General features: G+C 70.0%; 13 protein-coding genes. 12 read left to right on the forward strand and 1 reads right to left on the reverse strand.

Going from position 1 to position 16,514, the window contains the following annotated elements; genetic code table 11:
- Window positions 1-5: 5 nt before the first annotated feature.
- The gene (gene purN / locus OG735_RS26135) at window positions 6-641 is read left to right on the forward strand and encodes a phosphoribosylglycinamide formyltransferase (protein WP_327325572.1); all 636 of its coding nucleotides are present in this window, start codon (window positions 6-8) and stop codon (window positions 639-641) included.
- Window positions 638-2,200 carry a bifunctional phosphoribosylaminoimidazolecarboxamide formyltransferase/IMP cyclohydrolase gene (purH, locus tag OG735_RS26140; protein WP_327325573.1) on the forward strand — a complete coding sequence of 521 codons (1,563 nt, stop codon included), beginning with the start codon at window positions 638-640 and terminating at the stop codon, window positions 2,198-2,200. Before purN ends, purH begins: the two co-directional genes overlap by 4 nt.
- A gap of 240 nt (window positions 2,201-2,440) precedes the next feature.
- Here purH and OG735_RS26145 read toward each other — a convergent pair whose 3' ends face one another.
- Window positions 2,441-3,004 (reverse strand): hypothetical protein, encoded by a 564-nt coding sequence (locus tag OG735_RS26145; protein ID WP_327325574.1) that lies wholly within the window; start codon window positions 3,002-3,004, stop codon window positions 2,441-2,443.
- Between the two features lie 275 nt (window positions 3,005-3,279).
- Here OG735_RS26145 and OG735_RS26150 point away from each other — a divergent pair, with 275 nt between their 5' ends.
- The 10 genes from OG735_RS26150 to OG735_RS26195 all read left to right on the forward strand — a co-directional run bounded on the left by OG735_RS26150 (window position 3,280) and on the right by OG735_RS26195 (window position 16,502).
- A complete protein-coding gene (locus OG735_RS26150; RefSeq protein ID WP_327325575.1) occupies window positions 3,280-4,146 on the forward strand; it encodes a bifunctional methylenetetrahydrofolate dehydrogenase/methenyltetrahydrofolate cyclohydrolase in 867 nt (288 codons plus the stop codon).
- 533 nt (window positions 4,147-4,679) lie between these two features.
- The gene (locus OG735_RS26155; RefSeq protein WP_442812625.1) at window positions 4,680-5,387 is read left to right on the forward strand and encodes a DUF3017 domain-containing protein; all 708 of its coding nucleotides are present in this window, start codon (window positions 4,680-4,682) and stop codon (window positions 5,385-5,387) included.
- A 148-nt stretch (window positions 5,388-5,535) separates the two neighbouring features.
- The gene (locus OG735_RS26160; protein WP_327325576.1) at window positions 5,536-6,756 is read left to right on the forward strand and encodes an NADP-dependent isocitrate dehydrogenase; all 1,221 of its coding nucleotides are present in this window, start codon (window positions 5,536-5,538) and stop codon (window positions 6,754-6,756) included.
- A gap of 374 nt (window positions 6,757-7,130) precedes the next feature.
- Window positions 7,131-8,198, forward strand: a complete 1,068-nt coding sequence (locus tag OG735_RS26165) for a helix-turn-helix domain-containing protein (RefSeq protein ID WP_327325577.1) — start codon at window positions 7,131-7,133, stop codon at window positions 8,196-8,198.
- 199 nt (window positions 8,199-8,397) lie between these two features.
- Window positions 8,398-9,387 carry a malate dehydrogenase gene (locus tag OG735_RS26170; protein WP_327325578.1) on the forward strand — a complete coding sequence of 330 codons (990 nt, stop codon included), beginning with the start codon at window positions 8,398-8,400 and terminating at the stop codon, window positions 9,385-9,387.
- 151 nt (window positions 9,388-9,538) lie between these two features.
- Window positions 9,539-10,051, forward strand: a complete 513-nt coding sequence (locus OG735_RS26175) for a hypothetical protein (protein WP_327325579.1) — start codon at window positions 9,539-9,541, stop codon at window positions 10,049-10,051.
- Between the two features lie 152 nt (window positions 10,052-10,203).
- Window positions 10,204-11,697: an aldehyde dehydrogenase family protein gene (locus OG735_RS26180; protein WP_327325580.1), complete on the forward strand. Its 1,494-nt coding sequence runs from the start codon at window positions 10,204-10,206 to the stop codon at window positions 11,695-11,697.
- Window positions 11,698-11,713: 16 nt separating this feature from the next.
- Window positions 11,714-13,264: a GMC family oxidoreductase gene (locus OG735_RS26185; RefSeq protein ID WP_327325581.1), complete on the forward strand. Its 1,551-nt coding sequence runs from the start codon at window positions 11,714-11,716 to the stop codon at window positions 13,262-13,264.
- Entirely contained in the window at window positions 13,261-14,523 is a 1,263-nt protein-coding gene (locus OG735_RS26190) for a quaternary amine ABC transporter ATP-binding protein (RefSeq protein ID WP_327325582.1), read from the forward strand. The genes OG735_RS26185 and OG735_RS26190 overlap by 4 nt, the downstream gene beginning before the upstream one ends.
- On the forward strand, window positions 14,520-16,502 hold the full coding sequence (locus tag OG735_RS26195) for an ABC transporter permease (protein ID WP_327325583.1): 1,983 nt from the start codon (window positions 14,520-14,522) through the stop codon (window positions 16,500-16,502). Before OG735_RS26190 ends, OG735_RS26195 begins: the two co-directional genes overlap by 4 nt.
- Window positions 16,503-16,514 lie beyond the last annotated feature (12 nt).

A 16,514-nucleotide genomic window follows, 5' to 3' on the forward strand; every position in this document is an offset into this window, starting at 1 on the left:
CCGCCGTGGCCTCCCCGCCCCCCTCCGCCCGACCGGCCCGCCTCGTGGTCCTGGTCTCCGGCTCCGGAACGAATCTCCAGGCACTGCTCGACGCGATCGCCGACGACCCTCAGGGCTTCGGCGCCCGCATCGTCGCCGTCGGCGCCGACCGGGACGGGATCGCCGGCCTGGAGCGGGCCGAGCGCGCCGGGCTGCCCACCTTTGTGTGCAGGGTCAAGGACTACGAGACGCGCGACGCGTGGGACACCGCGCTCACCGAGGCCACCGCCGCCCACGAACCGGATCTCGTCATCTCGGCCGGCTTCATGAAGATCGTGGGGAAGGAATTCCTCGCCCGCTTCGGTGGCCGCTGCGTCAATACGCATCCCGCCCTGCTGCCCAGCTTCCCCGGAGCCCACGGAGTGCGCGACGCGCTCGCGTACGGCGCGAAGGTCACCGGATGCACCGTCCACTTCGTCGACGACGGCGTCGACACCGGCCCGATCATCGCGCAGGGCGTGGTCGAGGTACGGGACGAGGACGATGAAGCCGCTCTCCATGAGCGGATCAAGGAAATCGAGCGACGGCTGCTCGTCGAGGTCGTGGGGCGTCTGGCCCGTAACGGCTACCGCATTGAGGGACGAAAGGTAGTTTTCCCGTGACTGTTGAGGCTGCGAAGCGGGCCATCCGGCGAGCGCTGGTCAGTGTTTATGACAAGACGGGTCTTGAGGAGCTCGCCCGCGGGCTGCACGAGGCGGGTGTGGAGCTGGTCTCCACCGGCTCGACCGCCGCGAAGATCGCCGCGGCCGGGGTGCCGGTCACCAAGGTCGAGGAGCTCACCGGCTTCCCCGAGTGCCTGGACGGCCGGGTCAAGACGCTGCACCCGCGCGTGCACGCCGGCATCCTCGCCGACCTGCGGCTCGAGTCGCACCGCGCGCAGCTCGCCGAGCTCGGCGTGGAGCCCTTCGATCTCGTGGTCGTCAACCTCTACCCGTTCCGGGAGACCGTCGCCTCGGGCGCCTCTCCCGACGAGTGCGTCGAGCAGATCGACATCGGCGGCCCGTCGATGGTCCGCGCCGCCGCCAAGAACCACCCCTCCGTCGCTGTCGTCACCAGCCCCGCGCGGTACGCGGACGTCCTCGACGCGGTCAAGGAGGGCGGCTTCGACCTGACCGCCCGCAAGCGGCTCGCCGCCGAGGCCTTCCAGCACACCGCCTCGTACGACGTGGCCGTCGCCTCCTGGTTCGCCTCCTCCTACGCGCCCGCCGACGACTCGGTCCTCCCCGACTTCCTGGGCGCGACCTTCGAGCGTACGAACGTGCTTCGCTACGGCGAGAACCCGCACCAGGCCGCGGCCCTGTACTCCAACGGCAATGGGGGCCTGGCCGACGCGGAGCAGCTGCACGGCAAGGAGATGTCGTACAACAACTACGTCGACACGGAGGCCGCCCGGCGCGCGGCGTACGACCACGACGAGCCCTGTGTCGCGATCATCAAGCACGCCAACCCGTGCGGCATCGCGGTCGGCGCGAATGTCGCCGATGCGCACCGCAAGGCGCACGCCTGCGACCCGCTGTCGGCGTTCGGCGGGGTCATCGCCGTAAACCGGCCGGTCACGGTCGCGCTTGCCGAGCAGGTCGCCGAGATCTTCACCGAGGTCATCGTCGCTCCGGCGTACGAGGACGGCGCGGTCGAGGTGCTGGCCCGCAAGAAGAACATCCGCGTGCTGCGTTGTACGGGCTCCCCGGCGGCCCCCGTCGAACTCCGGCCCATCGAGGGCGGCGCGCTGCTGCAGATCAAGGACCGCCTTCAGGCGGAGGGCGACGACCCGGCGAACTGGACGCTGGCGACGGGTGAGGCGCTGTCGGCGGACGAGCTGGCCGAGCTCGCCTTCGCGTGGAAGGCCTGCCGCGCGGTCAAGTCCAACGCGATCCTGCTCGCCAAGGACAGCGCGTCGGTCGGTGTCGGCATGGGCCAGGTCAACCGCGTCGACTCCGCGAAGCTCGCGGTGGAACGGGCCGGCGCCGAGCGCGCGGAGGGTTCCTACGCCGCGTCGGACGCGTTCTTCCCGTTCCCGGACGGCCTGGAGATCCTGCTGGCCGCGGGCATCAAGGCCGTGGTGCAGCCGGGTGGTTCGGTGCGGGACGAGCTGGTGGTGGAGGCGGCGAAGAAGGCGGGCGTGACGATGTACTTCACGGGCACGCGCCACTTCTTCCACTGACCCTGAGCTGTACGGCCTGAGGCCGCACCTCCGCACCCCCGCCCCGGGCGGGGGTGCGGTCTGGCGTCAGCGGCAGTAGCCGGCGCCGGAGATCCGGGTGTGCCGGCCACGGCCGTCGGTCACAGTGCTCCGGCCGACGCGGCGCGAATGTGCCGGCTAGAACGGCCGAAGGCCGTAAACCCGCCGGTCGGCGAGTGTTACGGCCTTCGTGTATTCGGTACGTGTGTGGTGCCAAGTACCTCAGTAACGCGGGCGGTTGAACCAGGCAGACGCCTGCGAGTTCACCATTGCGGCGAGGATGATGCCGCCGATGGCAAGGGTGACGAGGCCGCCGACCACGCCGCTGGCCTGGCCGGACGCGAAGTTGGCGAGCGACCCGAGGATCATCAGCGATGCGTACACGATCGTGATGACGCGGATGGCGGTGCCGCCGGTGGAGAACTTCACACCGAGGAAGATCGCCAGACCCGCGAAGGCCAGCAGGACGATGACCACGATGAAGCCGAGACCGGCCAGACCAGTTGCCGCGTCCGAGTCGACCGCGTCCGAGGCAGCCGCGATGGCGATGGCCGCGATGATTCCGATGAGGACCTGCAGACCGCCGATGATGTACAGGAGGACGCGGGCCGCAGTCATCAGACCGGGCATGGACGTCGGGGCGCCGCCGTAGGGCTGCACCGGCGGGGCCTGCGGGTAGCCGTATGCCGGCTGCTGCGGCTGGCCCTGCTGCGGGTAGCCGTAGCCCGGCTGCTGCGGTTGGCCCTGCGGCTGGCCGTAGGGGTTGTTCGGGTCGCCGAAGCTCATGGCGGGATTCCTCCGTTGAAAATGCGGGGACGAAGCGGTCCGAGCGGAGGAACGTCACGAGATCAGCGGTTTGCCCCCCAACACTGCCGCGGTACTGCGCGGCTCATCGTGGTATTAACGTCGACTTTTTGTCCAGTCGGGATCCGTATGTGTTGTGCAAGTGCAACCTCAGGCTCCCTTGCGGCGGTCCGGGAGTGAGCGTGAAGACGCCGCGATCGGCACGTGACGGCGGCCCGAATTGGAACCCGGGCGGGTCCATCCGCGAGGATGGGTCCATGACCGCCCAGATTCTCGATGGCAAGGCCACCGCAGCCGCGATCAAGTCCGACCTGACCGCCCGCGTGGCGGCGCTCAAGGAGCGGGGCATCACCCCGGGCCTTGGGACCCTGCTCGTCGGGGACGACCCGGGCAGCCGTTGGTACGTCAGCGGCAAGCACCGCGACTGCGCGCAGGTCGGCATCGCCTCGATCCAGCGCGAACTGCCCGACACCGCCACGCAGGAAGAGATCGAGGCGGTCGTACGGGAACTCAACGACAACCCCGAGTGCACGGGCTACATCGTCCAGCTGCCGCTCCCCAAGGGCATCGACGCCAACCGCGTCCTGGAGCTGATGGACCCGGCCAAGGACGCGGACGGGCTGCACCCGATGAGCCTCGGCAAGCTGGTGCTCGGTGTGGAGGGCCCGCTGCCGTGCACTCCGTACGGCATCGTCCAGCTGCTCCGGCACCACGGCGTGGAGATCAACGGCGCGAATGTGGTGGTCGTGGGCCGCGGGATCACCATCGGGCGGCCGATGCCGCTGGTGCTGACCCGTAAGTCCGAGAACGCGACGGTGACGCAGTGCCACACCGGTACGCGCGATCTGTCCGCGCATCTGCGGCAGGCGGACATCATCGTGGCCGCGGCCGGTGTCCCGCACCTGGTCAAGCCGGAGGACGTCAAGCCGGGCGCGGCCGTACTCGACGTCGGCGTCAGCCGCGACGAGAACGGCAAGATCGTCGGGGACGTCCACCCGGGCGTTGCCGAGGTGGCCGGCTGGGTCGCCCCGAACCCGGGCGGCGTGGGCCCGATGACCCGCGCGCAGCTGCTGGTCAACGTGGTCGAGGCGGCGGAGCGCGCAGCGGTCGCCGCCGCGGGCTGACCGGGAAGGCTGAGCCCATGGGCGTACGCACGAACGACGGAGCCGACGCGGCGGAGCCGCGGGGCGCGGGCGCGAGCCCGAACGGGGCGGGGACCGGTGGGGACGCGCGGGACGAGGCGGCCGAGGCGGCCGCCCGGAAGAGGGCGTCCACCGCGGAGGACGAGCCGTCCCGGCCGGGCGGCCCGGACGCCGACGGCGCCGGCCTGAAGCCGGTGGCCGGTGCGGCCGGTGGCGGGACTGGCCGCGAGGATGCCGGGCCGAAGTCCGCGGCCGAGGTCGCCGGTTCTCCCGTCGAGGACGGTGAGTCCGCTGCGGCGGTCCGCTCTTGGTCCGGCGACCGGGACTCGGGTGCCGCTGACGCCGACGGCGCCGGCCTGAAGCCGGTGGCCGGTGGCGGGACTGGCGGCGACGAGGGTGCCGCGCCGAAGTCCGCGGCCGAGGTCGCCGGTGCTCCCGTCGAGGACGGTGAGTCCGCTGCGGCGGTCCGCTCTTGGTCCGGCGACCGGGACGCCGACGGCGCCGGCCTGAAGCCGGTGGCCGGGGCGGCCGGTGGCAAGACTGGCGGCGAGGGTGCCGGGCCGAAGTCCGCGGACGGCGACATCGGTCCGCACGCCGACCGGGCCGACCACGCAGCGAAGCCGGCCGACGCCGCCGACAGCGGACCCCGTCCAGAAGCCGACGCCGCCTCCCCGAAGCCGGAGACCCCGGACACCGCTGCCGCCGCCGTGATCGCCGACGCCGTCCACCCCCGCCACGCCGGTCCGGACGACGCCGGCCCGGACGCCGACGCCGCCTCCGCGACGGCGGCCGACAGTCAAGGGGTCGGCCCCGGCACCGGGAAGACGCCCTCCCGTCGGCCCCCCTCCCTCACCCGGGACACCGCCCGGCCCGAGGGTGGTGGACGGGCCGCGCCCGGGGACGCTTCCGCGCCCGCTCGGCAGTGGCCCCTGCTCACCGTCCTCGCCCTCGCCGGCCTCGGCCTGGTGATCGTCGGCAGCGATGCCTTCGCCGACGCCTTCCGGGTGGGCACCATCCTGATCGGCGTGGCCCTGCTCACCGGTGCGGTCATGCGCCGCACCCTGCCCTCCGTCGGCATGCTCGCGGTGCGCTCGCGCTTCACGGACATGGTCACGTACGGGCTGCTCGGCACCCTGATCGTGCTGCTCGCGCTCGTGACGCAGCCGAAGCCGTGGCTCGACGTCCCGTTCCTCGAGGACGCCGTCCACTTCACCGTCCGTTAGTCCCGACGTTAAGTCCCGACGTTCGAGTATCTTGATGACGAGATATCTGGAGTATCTTGATGACGAGATATATCGGCGGAGTCTGAGACCGCGACATCACTGACTTCGCCGACCCCAGCCGAAGCGCGTGAGAGGGACGTTCCACGTCATGGCCAAGATCAAGGTAGCCAACCCGGTCGTCGAGCTCGATGGCGACGAGATGACCCGCATCATCTGGTCCTTCATCAAGGACAAACTGATCCTGCCGTACCTCGATGTCGAGCTGAAGTACTTCGACCTGGGCATCGAGCACCGCGACGCCACCAACGACCAGGTGACCGTCGACGCCGCCAAGGCCATCAAGGAGCACGGCGTCGGCGTCAAGTGCGCCACGATCACGCCGGACGAGGCGCGGGTCGACGAGTTCAACCTCAAGGCGATGTACCGCTCGCCGAACGGCACCATCCGCAACATCCTCGGCGGCGTCATCTTCCGTGAGCCGATCATCATGGAGAACGTGCCGCGGCTCGTCCCGGGCTGGACCAAGCCGATCGTCGTCGGCCGTCACGCCTTCGGCGACCAGTACCGCGCCACCGACCTGAAGGTCCCGGGCCCGGGCACCCTCACCATGACCTTCACCCCGAAGGACGGCTCAGATCCGATCGAGCTCGAGGTCCACGAGTTCCCGGGCTCCGGTGTCGCCCTCAGTATGTACAACCACGACGAGTCGATCCGCGACTTCGCGCGCGCCTCGTTCCGGTACGGCCTGGCCCGTGAGTATCCGGTCTACATGTCCACGAAGAACACGATCCTCAAGAAGTACGACGGTCGCTTCAAGGACATCTTCCAGGAGATCTTCGACGCCGAGTTCAAGGCCGAGTTCGACGCCAAGGGCCTCACCTACGAGCACCGCCTGATCGACGACATGGTCGCCTCGGCGCTCAAGTGGGCGGGCGGCTATGTCTGGGCCTGCAAGAACTACGACGGCGACGTCCAGTCCGACATCGTCGCGCAGGGCTTCGGCTCGCTCGGCCTGATGACCTCGGTCCTGATGTCGCCCGACGGCAAGACCATCGAGGCCGAGGCGGCGCACGGCACGGTCACCCGCCACTACCGCCAGCACCAGCAGGGCAAGGCGACGTCGACCAACCCGATCGCCTCGATCTTCGCCTGGACCCGTGGTCTCGCCCACCGCGGCAAGCTGGACGGCACTCCCGAGGTCACCAGGTTCGCCGAGGCGCTCGAGCAGGTCTGCATCGAGACCGTCGAGGGCGGCCAGATGACCAAGGACCTGGCGCTTCTCATCTCCAAGGACGCACCGTGGCTGACCACGGAGCAGTTCCTGGACGCGCTCGACGCCAACCTGCAGAAGAAGATGGCGTCCGTCTGAGCCAACCGGCACCGAAAGGCCGACAGCGCCCGTCCTCTCCCCCGAGGGAGGACGGGCGCCGTCGTGTTTCAAGAGTCATGGACGCGCCAACCGCGTTTCAAGGGACGCCTGGTGCCTGTGGCATGGAAGTGACCATTCCGCCACGGTGTGATCGTTGGGCTACGGATGCGAGACTGAAGCGGCAGCCGGGGCGGGGCGCGCAGGGGGGCGCACCAACTGTCCCGAACGCTCCCGTGCACTCCAAATACAGGAACTGACATCCTGGCTCTGCGCATCCCACTGGGTAGTCCGGAACACGGACGCCCGAAGGGCACGGCACGGGGTCGGGACAGCGCGGGGCACATCAGGAACGTTCGGGGGACAAGGGGGGGGCAATGCCTCGTTGGAAGGCACTACCGGAGGAGCTGGACCCGCAGGTCCGGGAGTTCACCAGCCAGCTCCGTCGGCTCGTCGACCGCAGCGGGCTGAACCTCGCCGCGGTCGCGGACCGCACCGGGTACAGCAAGACGTCGTGGGAGCGGTATCTGAACGGCCGGCTGCTCGCGCCCAAGGGCGCGATCGTCGCGCTGGCCGAGGTGACCGGTACGAACACGCTCCATCTCACCACCATGTGGGAGCTGGCGGAGCGCGCCTGGAGCCGCTCCGAGATGCGCCACGACATGACCATGGAAGCGATACGGATCTCCCAGGCGCGGGCGGCGCTCGGCGAGTTCGGCCCTGCCCCCGCGGGCACCGCGAACAGCCGCTCGGGGGGCCGCACGGCCGCGCCCGCGGAGCCGGCCGGACCGGAGGCCGGGGCGTTCAGGACCGATGAGCAGCGCCGTCCGCGCGTACCGGTGCAGCCCGGCCCGGACCACCAGGGTTCGCCCGGCCACCAAGGCCCGCCGATGTCACCGCCGACCGCACCTTCCGGCCCCACCGCCTCCCCCGACCAGGGACGTGGAAAGCGCAAAGTCACCATGTTCCTGGCCGGCGTGGTCGGCGCGCTGCTGGTGATAGCCGCGGCCGTGCTCCTGACCGACCTCGGCGGTGACGGCGACGGCGGCAAGAGCGCGGCCAAGACGCCGTCCGCCACGCCGACGACCAGCAGCCCGCCGCTGCCGGCCGGTGTGAAGTGCAGTGGCAAGGACTGCACGGGCCAGGACCCGGAGGCCATGGGCTGCGGCGGACAGCTCGCCAAGACCGTCTCCAGCGCGACTGTCGGCAAGGCCCGGGTCGAGGTCCGGTACAGCAAGACCTGCCAGGCGGCCTGGGCCCGTATCACTCAGGCGGCCCCCGGCGACACGGTGCAGATAAGCGTGGGCGGCAAGGGCGCGCAGAACGGCCTGGTGAACGGGGACAACGACGCGTACACCCCCATGACCGCGGCGGCGGCGCCGGCCGATGTGAAGGCGTGCGCGACGCTGAAGACGGGGACGACGGGCTGCACCGGGCAGCAGTGAGCGCAGCGGGGGGCCTTGGGTGGGCCATGGGTGAGCGGTGCGTGAGCCGCGCCACAAGGGGGCGGGGAATGCCGGGGGCGCGGGTCGGATAGCCTGACGCTGGATGTCTCTTCACGTCAAGATTCAGAAGACGCGCGCGAAGGGGTGTCCAGCACCAGGGGCAGGGACCCCCACCGCCAGCTGTCTTACGGAGATCGCCATGACCCGCACTCCCGTGAATGTCACCGTGACCGGCGCGGCCGGCCAGATCGGCTACGCGCTGCTCTTCCGCATCGCCTCCGGCCACCTGCTCGGCGCGGATGTGCCGGTCAAGCTTCGTCTCCTCGAGATCCCGCAGGGCCTGAAGGCCGCCGAGGGCACCGCCATGGAGCTCGAGGACTGCGCCTTCCCGCTGCTGAGCGGCATTGAGATCACGGACGACCCGAACGTCGCCTTCGACGGGGCCAACGTGGCCCTGCTGGTCGGCGCCCGTCCGCGTACGAAGGGCATGGAGCGCGGCGACCTCCTCTCCGCCAACGGCGGCATCTTCAAGCCGCAGGGCAAGGCCATCAATGACAACGCCGCGGACGACATCAAGGTCCTCGTCGTCGGCAACCCGGCCAACACCAACGCGCTCATCGCGCAGGCCGCGGCCCCGGACGTACCGGCCGAGCGCTTCACCGCGATGACCCGCCTCGACCACAACCGCGCGATCTCCCAGCTCGCGAAGAAGACCGGCGCCCCGGTCTCCGGGATCCGCCGCCTCACCATCTGGGGCAACCACTCCGCGACCCAGTACCCGGACATCTTCCACGCCGAGGTGGCGGGCAAGAACGCCGCCGAGGTCGTGAACGACGAGAAGTGGCTCGCCGACACCTTCATCCCGACCGTCGCCAAGCGCGGCGCCGCGATCATCGAGGCCCGTGGCGCGTCCTCGGCCGCCTCGGCCGCGAACGCCGCGATCGACCACGTCCACACCTGGGTCAACGGCACCGCGGAGGGCGACTGGACCTCCATGGGCATCCCGTCGGACGGCTCCTACGGCGTCCCGGAGGGCCTGATCTCGTCGTTCCCCGTGACCACGAAGGACGGCAAGTACGAGATCGTCCAGGGCCTGGACATCAACGACTTCTCGCGTGCGCGCATCGACGCGTCGGTGAAGGAGCTGGAGGAGGAGCGCGCGGCGGTCCGCGAGCTCGGCCTCATCTGATCCGTACCTCACGTACGTACGCACCGCCCCCGGCAGCCGACAGGCCGCCGGGGGCGTTTGTCATGCCGGTGGAACCGACCATGTGGAACTGACCTCGCCGGACAGGAGGAGCTGGATGCGGTCAGATGTTCGATGATGCAGGATGAGCCGCATGCATTTGATCTCCGCGGCCCCTGAGACGGTCCAGCTGGCGACGGACACCGGTCAGAACGGCGTGGCGGCCCTGGGGATGATCGTTCTCGGGGTGCTCGTCCTGATCATGCTCTGCGCGTATCTGTTCCCGACGTTCATCGCCCGTGGTGGCTTTGCCGCCCCGACGCTCGCGGGGACGCTGCGGGACATCGCGGTGGTGTGCGTGACGGTCGCGCTGGCGCTCTATGTGTACGGGCTCATGTGCTGCATCCGGCTGGAGAACGAGTCCTACACCTGCGCAACCGAGCGGTACGGGTACTCCTCCGGGATTGCGCGAGCGCAGTTGGAGCGGATGCAGGACAGTCTTTTCCCGGTCGGCTCGACCTGTCGCTGGTCCGACGGGTACACCCACGACTTCGTGCCCGCGTTCGTGAATCCGGCGATCACCGTGCTGCTGTCCCTTGCGGTGATCGCGGCCGGTGTCGCCCTCGGTCACGCCGGGGCCGCGCGGGATGCGGCCCGACGGAGTTGATTCGGCCGGAGTGCGCCTGCCCCGCCGGGGCAAAGTGATACGGGTAACTTTGAGACACTCAATGCGCATGCTTTCCGAACCCTGGGGCAGGGGACCCGACCGCCGGATATCACCGGTGTGGAACCTATCGGGAACGGAAGGCAAAACGCGACGTGTCGGCACAACAGACCATCCACGTGGGCGGAGAGTGGCGCGCAGCCGTATCCGGCGCCACGCGCGAGATAATCGACCCCGCTGACGCGACCGTCTTCGCCGTCGTGGCGGAGGGCGGGACCGAGGACACCGACGCCGCGATCGCCGCCGCGCGTACCGCGTTCGACCAGGGCGAGTGGCCCCGCACCCCCGTCGCCGAGCGTGCCGCGCTGCTGCGGCGCGTCGCCGAGTTGCTCCAGCGCGACCGCGAAGAGATCGGTCTGCTGGAGAGCCGGGACGCCGGAAAGACCCTTGAAGAAGGGCGTGTCGACGTCGACTGCGTGAGCGACGCCTTCCGTTACTTCGCCGACCTCGTCATGAACGAGAGCGGCGGGAGAGTGGTGGATGCCGGTTCGCCGGACATCCACAGTGTGGTGGTGCATGAGCCCGTCGGGGTGTGTGCGCTGATCACGCCCTGGAACTACCCGCTGCTGCAAGCGAGTTGGAAGATCGCCCCGGCGCTGGCCGCAGGCAATACCTTTGTGATCAAGCCCAGCGAGATCACCCCGCTGACCACCGTCGCGCTCATCGAGCTGCTTGTCGAGGCCGGACTGCCCGTCGGCGTCGCGAACATCGTCACCGGCGCCGGCGACCCCGTCGGGGCCCGGCTGGCCGAGCACCCCGATGTGGATCTGGTGTCCTTCACCGGCGGACTGTCCAGCGGTACGAAGGTGATGCGCACCGCCGCCGACAGCGTCAAGAAGGTCGCCCTCGAACTCGGCGGCAAGAACCCCAACGTCGTCTTCGCCGATGCGTGCGGGACGGAAGAGGGCTTCGACACGGCTGTCGATCAGGCGCTCAACGCGGCGTTCATTCACAGCGGGCAGGTCTGTTCCGCCGGGTCGCGGCTCATCGTCGAGGAGTCGCTGCGCGAGCGCTTCGTCGGCGAACTCGCCCGCCGCGCCGAGAAGATCCGCCTCGGACGAGGTACCGAGAAGGGCGTGGAGTGCGGGCCCCTCGTCTCTCGGCAGCAGCTCGCCAAGACCGAGGAGTACGTGGCCTCCGCCCTGGCGGAGGGCGCGGTGCTGCGCGCCGGTGGAGCGAGGCCGGAAGGGGAGGGGTACGAGGGGTACTTCTACCGGCCCACCGTCCTCGACCAGTGCCACCGCGACATGCGCGTCGTACGCGAAGAGATCTTCGGCCCCGTCCTGACCGTCGAGACCTTCCGTACGGAGGACGAGGCCGTCGCCCTCGCCAACGACACCGAGTACGGGCTCGCCGGCGCCGTATGGACCGCTGATCCGGGCCGGGCGCGGCGCGTCGCCGGGCGGCTGCGGCACGGGACCGTCTGGATCAATGACTTCCACCCCTATCTGCCACAGGCCGAGTGGGGCGGATTCGGGAAGAGCGGCATCGGCCGTGAACTCGGGCCCGCCGGCCTCGCCGAGTACCGCGAGGCCAAGCACATCTACCAGAACCTCGCCCCGCGTCCCGTGCGCTGGTTCGCGGGCTGAGCAGGGGTACGCAGAAATGACGCAGCAGAACATGACCACGTACGACTATGTCGTCGTCGGCGGCGGCACCGCGGGATCCGTGATCGCCTCCCGGCTCACCGAGAACCCGGACATCACCGTCGCCGTCATCGAGGGCGGACCGAGCGATGTCGACCGCCCCGAAGTCCTCACCCTGCGGCGCTGGATGGGGCTCCTCGGCGGCGAGCTCGACTACGACTACCCGACCGCCGAGCAGCCTCGCGGCAACTCCCACATCCGGCACAGCCGCGCCCGGGTGCTCGGCGGCTGCTCCTCCCACAACACCCTCATCGCCTTCCGGCCGCTGCCGTCCGACTGGGACGAGTGGTCGGCGGCCGGCGCCGAGGGCTGGGACGCAGCCGCGATGGACCCGTACTTCGACCGGCTGCGGAACAACATCGTCCCCGTCGACGAGGCGGACCGTAACGCCATCGCCCGTGACTTCGTCGACGCGGCCCAGGCGGCGGTGGCCGTCCCGCGCGTCGAGGGCTTCAACAAGAAGCCGTTCCACGAAGGCGTCGGCTTCTTCGACCTCGCGTACCACCCGGAGAACAACAAGCGGTCCTCCGCCTCGGTCGCGTATCTGCACCCGTTCCTGGACCGCCCGAACCTGCATATCGCCCTGGAGACCTGGGCGTACAAGCTGGAGCTGGACGGCACACGCGCGACCGGGGTGCATGTCCGTACGAAGGACGGCGAGGAGCAGTTCGTCGAAGCGCGGCACGAAGTCCTGGTCTGCGCCGGCGCGGTGGACACTCCGCGGCTGCTGCTGCACTCCGGCATCGGGCCGCGCGCCGATCTGGAGCGCCTCGGCATCCCCGTCGTACACGATCTGCCGGGCGTCGGCGAGAACCTGCTCGACCACCCGGAATCGGTGATCGTCTGGGAGACGCACGGGCCGATCCCCGAGAACTCGGCGATGGACAGCGACGCGGGCCTCTTCGTGCGGCGGGATCCGGACGCACAAGGGCCCGACCTGATGTTCCACTTCTACCAAATACCGTTCACCGACAACCCGGAGCGGCTCGGCTATCAGCGGCCCGCGCACGGGGTGTCGCTGACGCCGAACATCCCCAAGCCACGCAGTCGCGGCCGGCTGTATCTGACCAGCGCGGATCCGGATGCAAAGCCTGCGCTGGACTTCCGTTACTTCACGGATGAGGACGACTACGACGGCCGTACGCTCGTCGAAGGCATCAAGATCGCCCGCGAGATAGCCAAGGCCGAACCGCTGGCCGGCTGGCTGAAAAGGGAGGTCTGCCCGGGGCCCGAGGTCACCTCCGACGAGGCGATCGGGGAGTACGCGCGCAAGGTCGCGCACACGGTGTACCACCCCGCAGGTACCTGTCGAATGGGTGCCGCCACTGATGAACTTGCCGTAGTTTCCCCGGACTTGACGGTCAGGGGTCTCGACGGCATCCGTATCGCGGACGCATCCGTATTCCCGACGATGCCTGCCGTGAACCCGATGATCGGGGTCCTGATGGTCGGAGAGAAGTGCGCGGAGCTGCTGTCCGCGGCTTCCGAGGAGAGGGGCGTGACCCGATGAAGTCCGAGACCGAGTCCGAGTCCGGCACCAAGGCCGAGACCAAGGCGGAGACCAAGGCCGAGGCCAAGGCGGAGACCAAGGCCGAGGCCAAGGCGGAGACCAAGGCTGGGACCAAGGCTGGGACCAAGGCCGAGGCCAAGGCCGCGCCCGGCGCGCAGACGAAGCATGCGGAGGTGACCGAGGAGGCCGCTTCCGACGCCGGTCAGCCACCCGTCTTCTCCGTACGCGACCTGTGGAAGGTCTTCGGTCCGAAGGCCGGCCGCATCCCCGGCGACGCCGAACTCGGTGCGCTCTCCCCGGTCGAGCTGCGCGAGCGCACCGGCTGCACCGCCGCCGTACGCGATGTCTCCTTCGATGTGCGCAAGGGCGAGGTCTTCGTCGTCATGGGCCTCTCCGGCTCCGGCAAGTCGACGCTCGTGCGCTGTCTGACCCGGCTGATCGAGCCCACATCCGGGTCGATCGCCATCGACGGCGAGGACGTGCTGTCCATGGACACGGCGCGGCTGCGCGAACTGCGCCGCCACCGTGCGTCCATGGTCTTCCAGCACTTCGGCCTGCTGCCGCACCGCTCCGTGCTCGACAACGTCGCGTACGGCCTCGAGATCCAGGGCATGGGCAAGGCCGCCCGCCGCTCCCGGGCCGCGGACGTCATCGCCAAGGTGGGCCTCGAGGGTCTCGAACATCGCCGTCCCGGACAGCTCTCGGGCGGTCAGCAGCAGCGGGTCGGGCTTGCCCGTGCGCTTGCCGTCGACCCCGAAGTGCTGCTCTTCGACGAGCCGTTCAGCGCGCTCGACCCGCTGATCCGGCGCGATATGCAGGAGGAGGTCATCCGGCTGCACCGCGAGGAAGGCCGGACGATGATCTTCATTACGCACGATCTGAGCGAGGCGCTGAAGCTCGGCGACCGTATCGCGCTGATGCGGGACGGCCGGATCGTGCAGCTGGGCACGCCGGAGGAGATCGTGGGCTCGCCCGCCGACGACTATGTACGGGACTTCGTCCGCGATGTACCGCGCGAGCAGGTCATGACGGTGCGTACGGCGATGCGCCCGGCGGACGCCGGCGAGGCCGAGAGCGGACCGGCGCTCGCTGCCGACGCGACCGTCTTCGAGGCGATCGAGGCGGTCGCCCGCAGCGGCCGGACCGCGCGTGTCATGCAGGACGGGCGGTGCCTGGGGGTCGTCGACCACCGCGGGCTGCTGGATGTCGTGGCCGGCCTCGACCGTGGTGCCGATACGGACAAGGCGGTCGTCGCATGACGGCCGTCGTCACCGCCCCCGCCAAGGAAGCGGCCGCACCCGAACACACCCTCCGGACCCTGCTGCGCCACCGGGTCAAGGGCAAGCTTCTGCTGCTCGCCGTCGCCGCGCTGGTGCTCATACCTGTCGGCATCGCGCTGTGGGGCAGCGGCAGCTGGCCCGGCGGGCTGACGCTCGACGTCTCCGGGCCGCTCGACGACGCCAACCAGTGGGTCATCGACAACCGCGAGACCCACCCTCTTTTCCTCTACTTCCTGCTCCACTTCTCCAACACCGCCGTGGACGCCGTCGACGGGGTCTACCGGTTCCTGGACGCCATGGGCTGGCCGGGTGTCCTGGCCGCCGGTGTGCTGTTCGCCTGGCGGGCCGCCGGGCTCGGGCGGTGCGGGGTCAAGGTCGCGGCGACCGCGTTCGGGGCGTTCGCCGTGTGCGGGCTGCTCGGGATGTGGGACGCCACCCTGCTCACCATCGCGCTGATGGTCGTCGCGGTGGCCGTCGCCACGCTGCTCGGCGTGCTGATCGGTCTGGCGGCCGGGCTGTCCGACCGTTTCGACCGGGCGCTGCGGCCGGTGCTGGACACCATGCAGGTGCTGCCCGCCTTCGCGTATCTGCTGCCCTTCGTGCTGGTCTTCGGCACCGGCACGCCCGCCGCGCTCTTCTGCACGGTGATCTACGCAGCCCCGCCGATGGCCCGTCTCACGGCACTCGGACTGCGCGGCGCCGACCCCGCCGTGCTCGAGGCCTCCGCGTCGCTCGGCGCGAGCGGCTGGCAGCGGCTGCGAACGGCGAGGCTGCCGCTCGCCCGCAAGCAGATGCTCCTCGGCCTCAACCAGACGATCATGATGGCTCTCTCGATGGTCGTCATCGCGGCCCTCGTCGGCGCCGGCGGACTCGGCGAGGAGGTGTACTCGGCGCTCTCCACCGTCGACGTCGGCAAGGCGCTCGCCGCCGGCATCCCGATCGTGCTGATCGCGATCTGGCTGGACCGTACGACGGCCGCGGCAGGCGACCGTATCGGCGAGAGTGCGCCGGGCGGCGGCCTGCTGCACGGCCGGTCAGCGTGGGTGCTGGTGTTCGCCGGTGTCGTCGCCGCGGAGGCGGGGCGGCTGGCGGTCGGCAAGGCCTGGCCGGAGGGCTGGACGTACGACATCTCCACGCCCGTCAACAAGGCCCAGGACTGGATCACCGAGAACCTCTCCTCCGGCGTCCCGGTCCTCGGCGGTACGGAGGTGTGGTCGGAGCACTTCACGCTCTGGATCCTCAACCCCCTGCGCGACGCCCTGCTCTGGCTGCCGTGGTGGTCCGTACTGCTGCTGGTGGCCGCTGTGGCCTGGCTGGTCGGCACCTGGGCGACCGCGCTGACCGCCACGGTCTCGATGGCGGCGATCGGCGTACTCGGGGTCTGGGCGAAGTCGCTCGACACGCTCTCGCAGGTGCTCGCGGCGCTCGTCCTGACGCTCTTCCTGGGTGTCCTCGCGGGCATCTTCTGCGCGCGGGCCGGACGTCTGGAGCGCTGGTTGCGGCCCGTGCTCGACGCCATGCAGACCATGCCGCAGTTCGTGTATCTCATCCCGGTGGTCGCGCTGTTCGGCGTCACCCGCGCCTCGGCGATCATCGCGGCTGTCGTCTATGCGCTGCCCGCCGTCGTACGCATCACGACGCAGGGTCTGCGCGAGGTGAACCCGGCCGCGCTGGAGGCTTCCCGCTCGCTCGGCGCGTCGACCCGGCAGCAACTCCTCCAGGTGCAGCTGCCGCTCGCCCGCCCGGCGCTCCAGCTCGCCGTCAACCAGGGTGTGGTGCTGGTCCTCGCCGTGGTTGTCGTCGGCGGCCTGGTCGGCGGCGGCGCGCTCGGCTACGACGTCGTGAAGGGCCTCTCCCGGGGCGAGATGGGCATCGGGATGACAGCCGGAGTCGCGATCGTCTGCCTCGGTCTCGTACTGGACCGGATCACGCAGTCCACCACCCGCAAGACCGACTGAACCAGTCCCTCC

Source organism: Streptomyces sp. NBC_01210 (genome assembly GCF_036010325.1).
Lineage (GTDB): Bacteria > Actinomycetota > Actinomycetes > Streptomycetales > Streptomycetaceae > Streptomyces.